We start from the raw sequence: 13,844 nt of genomic DNA on the forward strand, positions 1-13,844 counted from the left end.
CATGACCACGGGTATTCTGACGTTCCACGACGGTATTAATTACGGTGCCTTCTGTCAGGTGTATTCGCTTTATTCCTATCTGCGGTCGCAGGGGCTTGATGTGCAGGTGCTCAACTACAAGAATCCCGGATTCGAGGAACGCGAGCGCCAGTGCTTCATACTGCCCGGCAATGCCGAACTCACTGCCCGCAATATGCGCAAGATGGCCCTTTTTGAAGAGGCGCATTCCCTGCTGAACATGACACCGCGCCTGCGCTCGCAGGAAGACCTTGCCCGCCATGCCTTTGATGCGGTGGTGGTGGGTAGCGATGAGGTCTGGAATTTTTCCACGGAGCTTATCGGGTTTGACCCTGTCTATTTTTCGCACGGCGTGCAGGCAGAAAGGCTTGTTTCCTACGCCCCCAGCTTCGGCACGGTGAACGCGGGTGATGCCATTCCCGATGCAGTCTGTGAAGGAATCAGGCGTTTTTCGTCCATCTCGGTGCGGGATGCCAATGCCTCGCGCGTGGTGCAGGGCATTACCGGCACGGCGGCTCCCATTGTGCTTGATCCCACCTTTCTCACCGACCTTTCCGCACAGGCAGTGCTGCCGGAGGAAAAGGACTACATTCTCGTGTACGGGTTCTTCACGCCGCCCATGGTCGAGAGCATCCGCGCCTATGCCCGCAAGACAGGCAAGAAGACCGTCGCGCTGGGCTATTACCGCGAGTGGTGCGATGTGAACCGCGACATCATTACGCCTTTCGAGTGGCTGGGGTATTTCATGCAGAGCGACTGCGTGGTCACCACCATGTTCCACGGCATGATCTACTCCATTCTGAACCGCAAGCCCTTCTGCATGTTCATGACGGATTACCGGCGCAACAAGGTGGGTACGCTGCTGGATGATGCGGGCCTTGCCCATGCCATAGCCGGTGAGCACGATGACCCTGCTGCCGTGCTGAGCGGGCACTTCGACTATGCCGCAGCGTATGCGAGCATAGACGCCAAGCGGGCGTTTTCCCGACAATATCTTGCGCAGGCTCTCGGGCTGCCGTTGTAATCGGATACGGATATGCAGCTTGTCATAGAAGGATTCATCTATCAGGTGCAGGCCAAGGGCGGCATCTCGCGGATTTTCAACGAAACCCTGCCCCGCATGTGCGGGATGGACAATAATCTGCGGGTTACCATGCTGACCGACGGCACAAGCATGCAGCCGCTTCCGAGGCACCCGTTCATCTCGTACCAGCACGGGGAGTGCGATCCGCGCCTGCGTCAGTCGCGCAGCGCCATATGGCACAGCACCTATTTCACTCCGCCCCGCGAGTGGGCTGGCCCCAAAGTGGTGTCGCTCTACGACATGGTTCCCGAACGGTTCAGCAACTTCTTCTGCGACCCGTGGGATGATGCCCTGCGCGAGCGCCGCAAAAATGCCATTCTCGATGCGGACAAGGTTATAGCCATTTCGGAAAACACGCGGCAGGACGTGCTGGATATTCTGGATGTCGACCCGGCCAAAGTCTGCGTGGTGCACCTGAGCTACAACCCCCTTTTCCGTCCGCTTGCGTCTGATGCAATCGCTGGTGTTGGGGGGGGCAGGCCCTTCTTCCTGTATGTGGGCGACCGTAACCACTACAAGAATTTCGACGGTCTGCTCAAGGGCTTTGCCCGCTGGAAGCAGAATGCGGAAGCGGATCTGTATGTGGTGGGCAAGCCGCTGTCTGAAAAGGAGACGCAGCTTGTGGCCTCGTTCGGCCTGCAGGACAGAGTGCAGGCCAAGGGCATGGTTTCGGACGAGGAGTTGTGCGTCTACTACAACACCGCTGCCGGTTTTGTGTATCCGTCATACGGTGAAGGCTTCGGCATTCCTCTGTTGGAAGCCATGGCTTGCGGGTGCCCCGTGATTGCCTCGGATATTCCCTCGTCCCGCGAAGTGGCGGGCGATGTGCCATATCTATTTGATCCGTCTCAACCCGATGAACTGGCTGCCATATTCCCTGCGATACTTAATGACGGGCGCGGTTCGGAGCGAACCCGCAAAGGCCTTGAGGCAGTCACCGCGTTTTCGTGGGAAAAGACCGCAGCGCAAACGCTGGGTGTTTATCGTGATCTGCTTGCGGACATGGGCCGCTACGACTGCTGCGCGTTTCCTGCCGGTCACTACTACAGTCCGGTTCCCGACCTTGAGGACATTGCGCGGCGGCAGGACACTGTGTTCACTGCGCCTGATGCAGACGCCATCGTCGATGTAGACCTGCGCACCGACGCCCAGCTCGCCCTCTGGGATACCATGCTGGAATATCGTGACGAGTTCCCCTTCGCAGAGGAGGCGGGCAGTCTGCGCTACGGGCTTTCCAACGGCTTCTTCGGTCACGGCGACGCATGGTCGCTGTACGGCATGCTCCGCACATTCCGCCCGCGCCGGCTTGTCGAGGTGGGGTCGGGCCATTCTTCAGCCGCCATTCTGGACATTAACGACAGGTTCCTCGGCGGCAGCCTGCACATGACCTTTATTGACCCGCATCCCGAGCGGCTCGATTCCCTGCTGCGGAAGGAAGACGGACAGCAGGCCGAGGTGCTGCGCCAGCCCGTGCAGCAGGTGGATATGGATGTGTTCCGCGCACTGCAGCCGGGAGACGTGCTATTTGTGGATTCCAGCCACGTCAGCAAGGTGGGGAGCGATCTGAACCATCTGCTCTTCAATGTCCTGCCCGTGCTGGCCTCCGGTGTGATCGTGCATTTTCACGACATCTTTTATCCCTTCGAATATCCCCGTTCATGGGTCATGGGCGGCAGGTTCTGGAACGAGTGCTATATGCTGCGGGCCTTCCTGCAGGATAACGGGCGGTATGAAATCATGTTGTTCAACAGCTACCTCGCGCAGGCGTTCACGGAACGGGTCACGCGCGATGTACCCATATTCACGCGGCGTGATGCCGCGAATCCGTGGGTAGAGGGATGCAGCAGCGTATGGTTGAGAAAGCGATGAGCGATATTTCCGATACGACAAAGGGCACGAGGCCCGATGCGGCCAACGGCACGACGCCCGCTACGACAAATGGCATGGTAACTGCCATGACACCAGACAGAGCCATGGTGAACGTGACAGGGCGGTGCAATTCGCGCTGTTCCTATTGCATGGCGTGGCGTGAAGACAGAACGGCAGGCGAACCCACCCTTGAGGAACTGCTGCATATTGTGGAACACGCGGCAAAGCTGGGATGCAAGGCGGTGGGCTTTTCCGGTGGCGAGCCGCTGCTGCGCGGCGACCTTGAGGATATTATCCGCCATGTGAAAAGCCTTGGCATGTATCCTGCGCTGGTTACCAACGGTGTGCTGCTGACGGAAAAGCGCGTGCGCAGCCTTGCGGCAGCGGGTATAGGCAGCCTGAGCATGTCGCTTGATACGCTGGATGCCGACCTGTATCAGGCCATACGGGGCATTCCGCTGAAGCAGCCCATGGAGCATCTGCTGGCTGCGGCGGCGCTTAAGCTCATGCCCATGGGCATCTCTGTCACCGTATCCGCCCGCAACGTGCATTCGCTGGATTCGCTTGTGGAGTTCGCCGGTATGCACGGCCTGCTGGTATCTTTCCAGCTGTATGCGGACGATGTGCATCTGGCCAATGCCGACGCATCGCAGATGCCGGAATGGCAGTCTCTGGAAGCGGCGGCAGAACGGCTGATAACGCTGAAGGAACAGGGCGCTCCGGTGACCAATTCGCCGGAATACCTGCGCAGCATGGCCGCTTTTGTGCGCGAAGGCGCGTGGCTGGGGCTTGGGCGGTGCCTTGGTCCGCAGCGTGAAATCTGCATTGACGAGGCGCTGAATCTTGTGACCTGCTGGGGAATGGACAGAAAAATAGGCTCGTTGCGTGATGCCGACCTGACCACCCTGTGGCGTTCCGAAGAATTTGCCAAGGCGCGCAGGGAGCTTGCCGGATGCAGGCGCTGCCTGCTTTCCTGCCATTTCGAAAATTCGCTGCGTCTGCTTGCGATGGAAGAAGCAGCAACGGCAGGAGACAAAGCATGACCGAACGTCCGTTGACAATCTCCGTAATCACGCCCTGCCTCAATGCAGGCCAGTATCTGGAAAAATCACTGCGCAGCGCTCTTGAACAGCAGGGCAACTTCCGCATTCAGTCCGTGCTCAGGGATGCCGGTTCCACTGACGGCACGCCGGAGATTCTGGCACGCCTGCAGCAGGAAGTGGCGGCAGGCACGCTGGGCGGTGGCTGCCTCGGTATTGACCTCGACTGGGTGAGCGAGCCGGACAAGGGGCAGTCCGACGCCCTGAACAAGACGCTGGGCCGCACCACGGGTGATGTGGTGGTCTGGCTCAACGCTGACGACTGGTTTGCACCGGGGGCCTTTGCCTGTGCGCTGGGGCGTTTTTCGCAGAGCAGTTCAACGGATGTCGTGCTCGGCAACTGCCTGCAGATGGTATCGGACGATACCCCGCTTGCCGGAGCGCCGCAGCGTTCATTCGTTAACGCGCCCGAAAAGGTATCCCCGTTCACGGGAGGCGTGGAATGGCTGCTGGTCACTCCGGAGGTTTTTTTCCGGCGCAGCGCCATAGAGCGTTTCCGTTTTGACCTTGATCTTGATTACTTCATGGATGTGGATCTCTGGCACCATCTTATCCTGTCCGGCTGCCGGTGGGAAAAGGTGGAAGAAACACTGGCCTTCTTCCGCTGGCATGATGACTGTAAGACGCTGCGGGCATGGCGCAGGTTTCTGCCCCGCCTGCTGGTGGAAAACCAGATTCTGTTCAGCCGCTACCGCGACAGCATGAACACCGCAGAGGCGGAAAAGGGATTTGCCAAACTCATGCTGCATTTCGTGCGTAACTGGGACAAGGCCGGAACGCTGGAACAGAACCATGCTGCCGTGCAGGAACAGGCCGCACAGTGTACGGCTCTGAGCCCCGATGACAGGGCGGCGTTTCTGACGCGTTATGGTGCCGTGTACGAAGAATTCACAGCCACGGCAGGTGCGTAAGCCATGCTATCCGGCAAACCATCCCTTCTGTTCGTTTCGCAGAACCTGCCCAAGCGCTTTGCTTCCAGCGGCGTGACCCGCCTGTATTTCTTTGTCAAAATGCTGTGCAGGGATTTTGACGTGGTCGTTGCCACCTATTTCATGCCCGCATTCGACAAATCGGAAGATGTGGCCGCACTTGAGGCTCTTGGCGCGCGGGTGGAGGCAGTGCCTTTCAATTACCCGCACGAAGGATCGGACAGGTTCTCGCGCAAGCTGCCGGACAGGGTGCAGGCGCTGCTTGGCAACGGCCGGTTTGATATCATCCATCTGGAACGGTTCTGGATGCATATCTGCCTTGAAGGGATGTGGGATTCGCTTGGCATTCCCGTGGTGCTCGATGAGATGGATGTGGAATACAAGCGTGAGGAACGCCGTTTCTCGGTGCAGGGAGCTGATCCGGCTGCGCGGGAAACATGGGAGCGCGAACGCAGGCAGGAACTGGAAACCTGCCGCAGGGCCAGCACCGTGATTGCAGTGACGGAGGCAGACAGGCAGACCCTGCTTGCCGAGCTGCCGGACCTGCATATCGTGGTCATTCCCACGGGGCAGGATGTGGCATGGCTGAACGCGACATTACCAGACGTTGTGCCAGACGTTGTGTCGGACGTCAGGCCAGCTTCCAGATCAGTCGCCGGTGCAGACAGAGCCCACGGTGTGGTCTTCTGTGGTGATTATCGCCATAACCCCAATGTGGATGCGGCCCTGTATCTGGCAAACGACATCTGGCCTCTTGTAAAAAAGCAGGTGCCGGATGCCACGCTGACCCTGCTCGGGGGCAGCCCCCCGCCGGAGCTGCTGGCGCTGGCCGGTGACGATATAGAGGTTCCCGGCTGGGTGGATGATCTGCGCCCCTATTACCGTCGGGAGAAGGTGGCACTCGCGCCCATCCGCTTCGGTTCCGGCATCAAGGCCAAGATCATCGAGGCGGCTGCCTGCGGCCTGCCGGTTGTGACAACCGGCATAGGTGCGGAAGGGCTTACCCTTGAACGCGGAACAGAGTATTTTGTGGAAGATGATGTGCAGGCGCTGGCGGATAAGACCAGCCTGCTGCTCGGCGATGCGCAGCTGCGCGCCACCATGGGGGCCAAAGGGCGGAACAGGGCGCTGGAATATGACTGGGAGGCGCTTTATCCCGTCTTTAGTGATATTTACCTGACCTTGGTGGCTGATAACCGAAAGAACGCGGGCAGGTGACATATGGCACCGGAAGAAACGGTTCAGAAGCGGACGGAGCAGGATTCTGCCATTGAGAAGCAATCGGCTAAGAAACGTGCGCTCATCACCGGCATCAGCGGGCAGGACGGCGCCTATCTCGCGAAGAATCTGCTGGCCAGAGGCTACGAGGTGCACGGCACCTCACGCGACAGTGAAACAACCAGCTTCTGGCGGCTCGAGCATCTTGGCGTGCGCGGTAATGTGGTCATCCACTCCATGTCCGCCACCGAACTGCACAGTGTGCTGCACGTTCTCAGGCAGGTGCAGCCCGACGAGATATACAATCTTGCAGGGCAAAGCTCCGTGAGCCTTTCCTTTGAGCAGCCGCTGGAAACCATGACCAGCAACATCATCGGGACGTTGAACCTGCTGGAGGCCATCCGTTTTCTCGGTGTCGGGGTGCGGCTCTACAACGCGGGCTCAAGCGAGAGTTTCGGCGATGTGGGGGGCGTGCCCGCAACCATCGGCAAGCCCTTCAACCCCCGCAGCCCCTATGCCGTTGCCAAGGCTACCGCCTTCTGGGAAGTGGCGAATTACCGCGAGGCGTACGGGCTGTATGCCTGCTCCGGAGTGCTGTTCAACCATGAATCGCCGCTGCGCAGTCCGCGCTTTGTGACCCGCAAGATCGTATCAGCCGCGTGCCGCATCGCCGCTGGCAGCGGGGAAACCCTGCATCTCGGCAATATGGACGTGCAACGTGACTGGGGCTGGGCCGAGGAATATGTGGAGGCCATGTGGCGCATGCTGCAGCAGCCGGAGCCCCGCGACTATGTGATTGCCACGGGTGTTCAGTCCAGCCTGCGCGATTTTGTGCACGAAGCCTTTGCCTGCGTGGGCCTTGACTGGCGCGCGCATGTGCATGCGGACCCTTCGCTGCTTCGTCCTTCAGACATTGCGAGCAGTGTCGGCGATCCGGCCGTGGCGGAGCGGGAACTGGGATGGAAGGCCACCATGCATATGCCTGATGTGGTGAAGGAAATGATACGCCACGAGCAGGCAGGCCTGTCGGGGGAGTAATCTTGCAGGGCGTGCGCCTGTGCGTTCGCAGTGCGCAAGGCGATTATGCGGGAATTCAGGGGAGTTTGCCGGCCAGCAGATTCTCGAAATAGGCGATGGTCCGGTCCAGCCCGGCATCCAGCTGTATGGCCGGGTCCCATTCCAGTTTTTCTCTGGCCAGCGCAATATCAGGTTTGCGCTGCATGGGGTCGTTCACAGGCAGGGGCTTGAACTGAATGCGCGAGCTGCTGCCGGTCTTGGCGATGATCTTTTCCGCCAGTTCCAGAATGGTGAATTCGCGCGGGTTGCCAAGGTTCACCGGTCCGGTGAAGCCTTCGGGCGTGTTGTCCATCATGCGGATGAATCCTTCCACCATGTCATCAACGTAGCAGAACGAGCGGGTCTGGCTGCCGTCTCCGTAGACGGTCAGGTCCTTGCCCTGCAGCGCCTGCACGATGAAGTTGGAGACAACCCTGCCGTCGTCGGGATGCATGCGGGGGCCGTAGGTGTTGAAGATGCGGGCCACCTTGATATCCAGACCGTACTGCCGGTGGTAGTCGAAGAGCAGGGTTTCCGCGCAACGCTTGCCCTCGTCGTAGCAGGCGCGCGGGCCGATGGGATTTACGTTGCCCCAGTACGATTCCGGCTGGGGATGCACCGTGGGGTCTCCATACACTTCCGACGTGGAAGCCTGAAAAATGCGTGCTCCGGTGCGCTTTGCCAGCCCGAGCATGTTGATGGCACCATGCACCGATGTCTTGACGGTCTGCACGGGGTCATACTGGTAATGCACGGGGGAAGCGGGGCAGGCCAGATTGTATATCTCGTCCACCTCCACATAGAGCGGAAAGGTCACGTCGTGCCGCAGTACCTCGAAATACGGGTCTTGCAGCAGGTGGACAATGTTGGGCTTGTTGCCGGTGAAGAAATTGTCCACGCACAGCACGTCGTGTCCGGCTGCGAGCAGTCGTTCGCAGAGGTGCGACCCGAGAAAGCCTGCGCCGCCGGTTACGAGAATGCGCTTTCTGGTCATGATCAGGCCACCTGCTTGTTCAGAGCCACCGTCGTGTCGGCAGCATCCGCGGTTTCCTCATCCATGAGATGCATAGGGGGATTCTGGGGGCGGATCTGCGCTTTATCCCGCGCCTTTCTGCTGGTGTGTATGATGTCCGGCAGAGTCAGGGCGAAGAAGCGACGTGAACAGCAGTCCAATTGCAGTTCCGGCTGACGGGTTACGGATGCCGGATCGTGCGCCAGCATGGCGTAGGCTTCGCTTATGCGCTGCACCATTTCGTCCGATCTCCAGCGGGTCAGCATGAATTCGCGGGAGGCCATGCCTATCTCGGCTGCTTCGTCCGGAGCGGCAAGCAGATAGTTCAGCACGGGCAGGGCGTCTTCCAGCTTGATATTGATGAACGGATTCTCCGCAGTGCCGGAAAAATGCTGCATGATGCTGCGGGTGCGTTCATCCAGATACGCGAGCACGGGCTTGCCCTGACTCAGCGCTTCCAGTCCTGTCAGGTGGTAGCTACCGGTGGTCAGGTCATCCACCACGATGCGCGATGCCTGCTTCAGGGCCAGCGTCCGGCGCAGCGGGGTTTTGTGCACAAGCACCCACGATGCATCGGCCTTTTTGCAGGCCGCCATGATGGCGCAGTGGGTCTGCGGGGCTGCTTTGGTGTTCCAGCGGCAGTCCCATGCGTCTCTGAAATTGGTGGGGCTGTAAAACACGTCGTGCCGCAGCGGGACCGTCGCGGGCAGGTAGAGCGGGTCATGTTCCGGCACGAAGTTGGGAACGACATGTGCCTTAGGGTAATACCGTTCCTGAAACTGCGCGATGACGAGAGCCGGAATATCCTGCGCGAGCAGAGCGTTTGCCGTGATGCCCATGCGGGAAGCCACCAGATCAGGATGGCTGTGGAAATGGCGGATGAAGAGTGTGCCCTTGCGCTGCAGCGCCCTGAAGTCGATGGGCGCAAACTGGGTGTTGTCCAGATCCAGATAGTTGTGGAAGTGGATTATGTCCGCCTGCGCGGCAAGCTCCATGGCCAGTTCGGGAGTCTCGCTGAACACCACGTCCTGACCGAAATCTTCCGTTCCGTAACGGCACAGGTCCACCAGCCGTGCGGAATGTCCGGTGTGGGCATTCAGCATCTGCACGATGCGCAGGGGAGCCCCTGCGAGCGGCGTGACGGCAAAGTGGACTATGCGCATAGGAGTCTCGTGCTAGGCAGCGCCGTTCAGTGCAACAGCCAGCATTTCGGATTTGATTTGTTCGTCGCGGCGGGCATCCCTGGTCAGGGTGTTGCCGATGACATCGTCCCAGCAATCAGGAGAAAGGCCGGTTCCCGGGCTTTTGACCGTGAGGTCGGCCGCGGTGATGACCGAGCCTGCGGGCAGGTCGCGCGCTGCAACAATGGACTTGCGCAGCTTGAGCGCGGCAGAGGCCTCGCCGGGGAAGACGCGTTTTTCACTGCCCCTGAGGGAGCTTTCAATTTCGCGGGTCATACGCACGAGCATGGCCAGTTCTGCCGGTTCGAGCGAAACCTGATGGTCCGTGCCGCGCATGGTCTTGTCCAGCGTGAAGTGGCGTTCCACCATGACTGCGCCGAGTGCAACAGCCGCCAGAGTGGGGGCAAGGCCGCGTTCGTGGCCGGAGTAGCCTGTGGGCAGGCCGTAGCGTGCGCGGATGTCGTGCATGACCGGCAGGCATATCTGGTCTTCGGGGCAGGGGTAGGACGAGTTGCAGTGCAGAATGACGATGTCGTTGTGATACCGGCGCAGTTCCGCCACGGCCTTGTCGATCTGTTCGTAGTCGCTCATGCCAGTGGAAATGACGATGGGCTGCCCCATTTCGCCGCAGCGGCGCAGATAGGGGGTGTTCACAAGATCGGCAGAGCAGATCTTGATCAGCTCGGGATTGAGGGTGTGCATGGCCTCAAGGCTGTTCATGTCCCATGCGGAGGCGAAAAAGACCAGGCCGAGAGATTCCGAAAGGGCCTTGAGTTCGGCCATCTCTTCCATGGAAAGTTCCAGAGCATCGCGGTGCTCGCCATAAGTGGGACCAAAGCTGTTAGGGCCGGTGTAGGGGGCCTTTAACCCGTCGGCGGTCAGAAGGGCCGAGTTGTCACGCTTCTGGAACTTGACGGCGTCGGCACCGGCGCGGGCAACCTCTTCCACCATCTGGCGGGCAAGGGAGATGTCGCCCTGATGATTGTTGCCCACTTCGGCAACGATGAAGCAAGGGTGGCCTTCCCCGATGATTCGCCCGGAACGGAGCCGGATGTGCTGTGCGGGTTTCATAATCTGATAATCTCCCTGTTGGCCGCAGACGGCATGGAAACGAGTTGCTTGTAAATGTCGTCCTGCTGGGCGAACGATGTGATGACTATTGCTTCCACTTCAAGATCTGCAAGAGCGGCCGGTGCGAGAATGATGTGATCGTGAAAAGTCTTGCCTTGCTTATGGGGAGCATTGTCCAGAATGCCTGCTATCACAAAATGCGAACCCTGCAGGGCGGAGAGCACCAGCTCGCAGGTTTCCGCGGCTCCGAAAAGGGCAACACGGCTGATGCCTCTTTCCATGAGTGGTTCCAGTCTTCGCCGGATAAGTCCTTTGATAGAGGCATATGCCTGCACCATTTCGGTACAGTATGCTTCCATCAGTTCCCGTCTGCCCGTGGAGCCTTTTTCCGTAAGGCTGTACATGAAGCTTTTCTTGTCCACGGGCTGAAATTCTATCTGTCCGGCCTTCTGCATGTCGGAAAGGTATTGGTGCACCATGGCGCTGCTGGTATGGCTGAATTTTCCGAGGCGGCTCTGGCTCAGGCGGCTGTTCTCGGACAAAGCTTGCAGCAATGCCAAAATGCGTAGCTTCTTGGTCGGCTTTATGAATTCTTTCCCTATGAAGAACACTATCGGACTCTTTTTGAAAACGTTTAGTAGATTTGTAACTGATATTAGTTAAGCCACAAAATCCTGTCAACAATACCCCGAGAAAATACAGCTTTCTCAACGGAAAAGATGTGAAAGGATTCGCGCGGCTCCCATGGGAGTCAAAATTTCCTTCATGGAAACCGTGAATGATGGTTTGCAAGTCGTGTTCCAAAAAACACGCGCAGGCATTATAACAATGCAGAGGTTCTCCGCATTGTTGTTATATTCTGGCGTAGCGCCCCATGATGCGGCATTCCGCAAGAATGTGGCCATCCATGGCGCGCAGAATCTCACCCTTGGTGGCACCGGGCTTCAGGTTGATGCGGGCGTCCAGCGCGTACAGCTTGAAATAGTAGCGGTGGGTGCCGGAAGGCGGGCAGGGGCCGTCGTAACAGGCCCTTTTCCAGCTGTTCAGGCCGTGCGCTACGCCGGGAAACGGATCGAATTCGCGGGATATTCCCGCATCCAGCCCTTCATGCACAGCGGGCAGGTTAAAGAGCAGCCAGTGGTCCCATACGCCCATGGGGGCATCGGGATCGTCGCAGATAAGTGTCAGGAATTTGGCCCCGGCGGGAACATCTGTCCATTGCAGCGGGGGCGAGGTGTTTTCGCCGTCGCAGGTGTGTTCTGCGGGGATGACTCCGCCGTCTTCGAATGCGGGGCTGAATATGCGCATGCTAGTCTCCCAGTCCTGTTCCGGGCTGCATGGTGCGGCCGGTAAGCGTTGTTTCGTAGCCGCCCAGTGCCTCGATGCGGGCGTGGAAGGTGGGCGATGCCAGCAGGCGCATCACGGCCTGCGCTCCTGCGGTATCCATGAAGCGGTTGGGGATGATCAAATCGTACCGTTCACGCGCCAGCGGCACGAAGTCGAGCCCGAGCGCCTTGGCTGCGGCATAGATGCCGAGCCCCGTGTCCGCTGCTCCGGTGAGCACGTTCACGGCAACGGCCATGTGGGTGAATTCTTCCTTGTCGTATCCCGCCACCTGCGTCGGATTGATTCCGGCATCACGCAGGTGGTGGTCGAACAGTATTCGGGTGCCTGCACCGCGTTGCCTGTTCAGGAACCGTATGGAACCGTCCGCAAGGTCATGGATGGACCGTATGCCCTTGGGGTTGCCCTTGGGAACGATGAATCCCTGATGGCGGATGGCAAGGTTCACGAGGGTGATTTCTGCGTCCGGCAGATAGCGCTGTAGGAAGGGGAAATTGTAGTCGCCGGTATCCGGGTCGAAGAGGTGCGCCCCGGCAAAATGGCATGAGCCGCTCTTGATGGCGAGAATGCCGCCCATGGAACCCACGTGGCTGGATGTGAGGCGGATGGGGGGCGTAAAGCCCATGAGCTCGTCCGCCAATATGTCCAGCGTGTTGTCGTGGCTGCCCACGCAGACGAGAATATTATCCAGCTCCGCTTCGGGGACCATGAGTTCCGCCGGGACCGTGCCGCCCTGCTCCAGCCCTTCGGACTGCACCGGAATGCGGGTGAGGGCCTGCGCCTTAGAGACGGAGGTTATGCAGCCTGCACCGCGTGCAAGCGGTGTTGCCACGTATTTGTCATCCACCTTGCCCACGGAGAGGCGCAGAAATTCTTCCACGCCCAGCTTTGACGGGGCTTTGCGGGTCAGTTCCACCGGCACGGTTTTGCGTGCCTGATGATCCTGCCGGCCCAGCCAGCAGATGAGGGGAGCCAGCAGTTCTTCAAAGCAGACCACTGCGCTGACCGGATAACCGGGGGCACCGGCCACCAGCTTGCCTTTGCATACTCCCAGCAGGGAGGGCTTGCCGGGCATGGCGGAAATGCCGTGCACCAGTACCTCGCCGAAGGCTTCCATGGTGGAGCGGGTAAAGTCCTTGGAACCGGCGGATGAGCCTGCGCAGATGATGACGATGTGCGCATCCGAGGCAAGGCAGTCGCTCACGGCGTTCTGCAGTTCTTCGGGCTTGTCGGCTACCGGGGGAATGCGGCGCACTTCGCAGCCGTGCTGCCTTGCAAGGGCGGCAAGTACCTGTGAGTTGCTTTCCACCACCTGCCCTGCCTTGGGCGTGGGACGCTTGGTGAAGTCGAGCACTTCGTCGCCCGTGGGAATGATGGCAATCCGGACAGGTTCCCACACATACACATCCCATATGCCTGCACTGAGCAGCGCGCCGATGTCGTAGGGGGATATGCGGTGGTTCTGCGGAAAAAGCAGTTCCGTGGCCACGATGTCTTCCCCTATGCGGCGCACATGCTGCCACGGAAAGGCCGGAGCCTCTATGGCAATGGCATTGTCGCCCGCACGGGTTACATTCTCGATCATGATGACGGCGTCGCATCCGTCAGGGAGAGGATTGCCGGTGTTCACGGCAAAGCAGTCTCTGCCCTCGATCAGTTCAAAGGGCGAACCCTCGCGCGCACCGAACGTGGTTTTTGCGTTTACCGCATAGCCGTCCATGGCTGCGCTGTGAAATGTGGGAGAGGAAAAACGGGCAAATACCGCTTCGGACAGCACTCTGCCGGCCGCTTCGTGCACAGGAACGAAGACCGACCGTATCAGCATGTCACGGTCGAGTGCGGTGCGGGCCTTTTCAACGGCTTCCGGAATGGGAATGGTCTTGAGATAGACGTTGCGTTTGTGACTGCTCATATGATCCTCGAAAAGGTGCGGTAGGCGGCAGAGTTTGCAGCAGGAACTGA

12 protein-coding genes are annotated in these 13,844 nt (G+C 59.4%); 6 read left to right on the plus strand and 6 right to left on the minus strand.

Features of this window, described 5'->3' with window-relative positions; translation table 11 throughout:
• Position 1: 1 nt before the first annotated feature.
• The 6 genes from HUV30_RS04580 to HUV30_RS04605 are packed head-to-tail and all read left to right on the plus strand — an operon-like array spanning position 2 to position 7,256.
• On the plus strand, positions 2 to 1,042 hold the full coding sequence (locus tag HUV30_RS04580) for a polysaccharide pyruvyl transferase family protein (protein ID WP_174404250.1): 1,041 nt from the start codon (positions 2 to 4) through the stop codon (positions 1,040 to 1,042).
• A gap of 12 nt (positions 1,043 to 1,054) precedes the next feature.
• Positions 1,055 to 2,971: a glycosyltransferase gene (locus tag HUV30_RS04585; protein ID WP_174404251.1), complete on the plus strand. Its 1,917-nt coding sequence runs from the start codon at positions 1,055 to 1,057 to the stop codon at positions 2,969 to 2,971.
• On the plus strand, positions 2,968 to 4,014 hold the full coding sequence (locus HUV30_RS04590; protein WP_174404252.1) for a radical SAM protein: 1,047 nt from the start codon (positions 2,968 to 2,970) through the stop codon (positions 4,012 to 4,014). Before HUV30_RS04585 ends, HUV30_RS04590 begins: the two co-directional genes overlap by 4 nt.
• Positions 4,011 to 4,982, plus strand: a complete 972-nt coding sequence (locus tag HUV30_RS04595; RefSeq protein ID WP_174404253.1) for a glycosyltransferase — start codon at positions 4,011 to 4,013, stop codon at positions 4,980 to 4,982. The genes HUV30_RS04590 and HUV30_RS04595 overlap by 4 nt, the downstream gene beginning before the upstream one ends.
• 3 nt (positions 4,983 to 4,985) lie before the next feature.
• Positions 4,986 to 6,218 (plus strand): glycosyltransferase family 4 protein, encoded by a 1,233-nt coding sequence (locus HUV30_RS04600; RefSeq protein ID WP_174404254.1) that lies wholly within the window; start codon positions 4,986 to 4,988, stop codon positions 6,216 to 6,218.
• A gap of 3 nt (positions 6,219 to 6,221) precedes the next feature.
• Entirely contained in the window at positions 6,222 to 7,256 is a 1,035-nt protein-coding gene (locus tag HUV30_RS04605; RefSeq protein WP_174404255.1) for a GDP-mannose 4,6-dehydratase, read from the plus strand.
• 55 nt (positions 7,257 to 7,311) lie between these two features.
• Here HUV30_RS04605 and HUV30_RS04610 read toward each other — a convergent pair whose 3' ends face one another.
• The 6 genes from HUV30_RS04610 to HUV30_RS04635 all read right to left on the minus strand — a co-directional run bounded on the left by HUV30_RS04610 (position 7,312) and on the right by HUV30_RS04635 (position 13,794).
• Complete coding sequence (locus HUV30_RS04610; RefSeq protein ID WP_174404256.1) at positions 7,312 to 8,268, minus strand: UDP-glucuronic acid decarboxylase family protein; 957 nt, start codon at positions 8,266 to 8,268, stop codon at positions 7,312 to 7,314.
• Between the two features lie 2 nt (positions 8,269 to 8,270).
• Complete coding sequence (locus HUV30_RS04615) at positions 8,271 to 9,449, minus strand: glycosyltransferase (RefSeq protein WP_174404257.1); 1,179 nt, start codon at positions 9,447 to 9,449, stop codon at positions 8,271 to 8,273.
• Positions 9,450 to 9,461: 12 nt separating this feature from the next.
• A complete protein-coding gene (locus HUV30_RS04620; RefSeq protein ID WP_174404258.1) occupies positions 9,462 to 10,538 on the minus strand; it encodes an N-acetylneuraminate synthase family protein in 1,077 nt (358 codons plus the stop codon).
• Positions 10,535 to 11,149: a winged helix-turn-helix transcriptional regulator gene (locus HUV30_RS04625; protein WP_174404259.1), complete on the minus strand. Its 615-nt coding sequence runs from the start codon at positions 11,147 to 11,149 to the stop codon at positions 10,535 to 10,537. Before HUV30_RS04625 ends, HUV30_RS04620 begins: the two co-directional genes overlap by 4 nt.
• Positions 11,150 to 11,390: 241 nt before the next feature.
• A complete protein-coding gene (locus HUV30_RS04630) occupies positions 11,391 to 11,846 on the minus strand; it encodes a YbhB/YbcL family Raf kinase inhibitor-like protein (protein WP_174404260.1) in 456 nt (151 codons plus the stop codon).
• A gap of 1 nt (position 11,847) precedes the next feature.
• Positions 11,848 to 13,794, minus strand: coding sequence for a molybdopterin biosynthesis protein (locus HUV30_RS04635; RefSeq protein ID WP_174404261.1), 1,947 nt, complete (start codon positions 13,792 to 13,794; stop codon positions 11,848 to 11,850).
• Positions 13,795 to 13,844 lie beyond the last annotated feature (50 nt).

Origin of the sequence: Desulfovibrio subterraneus (assembly GCF_013340285.1) — a bacterium.
Taxonomy (GTDB): Bacteria; Desulfobacterota; Desulfovibrionia; order Desulfovibrionales; family Desulfovibrionaceae; genus Halodesulfovibrio; species Halodesulfovibrio subterraneus.

What these genes read in the sequence shown, in the direction of transcription:
- HUV30_RS04580 (WP_174404250.1), top strand. Translation starts at nt 2, where the DNA reads ATGACCACGGGTATTCTGACGTTCCACGACGGTATTAATTACGGTGCC.
- HUV30_RS04585 (WP_174404251.1), top strand. Translation starts at nt 1,055, where the DNA reads ATGCAGCTTGTCATAGAAGGATTCATCTATCAGGTGCAGGCCAAGGGC.
- HUV30_RS04590 (WP_174404252.1), top strand. Translation starts at nt 2,968, where the DNA reads ATGAGCGATATTTCCGATACGACAAAGGGCACGAGGCCCGATGCGGCC.
- HUV30_RS04595 (WP_174404253.1), top strand. Translation starts at nt 4,011, where the DNA reads ATGACCGAACGTCCGTTGACAATCTCCGTAATCACGCCCTGCCTCAAT.
- HUV30_RS04600 (WP_174404254.1), top strand. Translation starts at nt 4,986, where the DNA reads ATGCTATCCGGCAAACCATCCCTTCTGTTCGTTTCGCAGAACCTGCCC.
- HUV30_RS04605 (WP_174404255.1), top strand. Translation starts at nt 6,222, where the DNA reads ATGGCACCGGAAGAAACGGTTCAGAAGCGGACGGAGCAGGATTCTGCC.
- HUV30_RS04610 (WP_174404256.1), bottom strand. Translation starts at nt 8,268, where the DNA reads ATGACCAGAAAGCGCATTCTCGTAACCGGCGGCGCAGGCTTTCTCGGG.
- HUV30_RS04615 (WP_174404257.1), bottom strand. Translation starts at nt 9,449, where the DNA reads ATGCGCATAGTCCACTTTGCCGTCACGCCGCTCGCAGGGGCTCCCCTG.
- HUV30_RS04620 (WP_174404258.1), bottom strand. Translation starts at nt 10,538, where the DNA reads ATGAAACCCGCACAGCACATCCGGCTCCGTTCCGGGCGAATCATCGGG.
- HUV30_RS04630 (WP_174404260.1), bottom strand. Translation starts at nt 11,846, where the DNA reads ATGCGCATATTCAGCCCCGCATTCGAAGACGGCGGAGTCATCCCCGCA.
- HUV30_RS04635 (WP_174404261.1), bottom strand. Translation starts at nt 13,794, where the DNA reads ATGAGCAGTCACAAACGCAACGTCTATCTCAAGACCATTCCCATTCCG.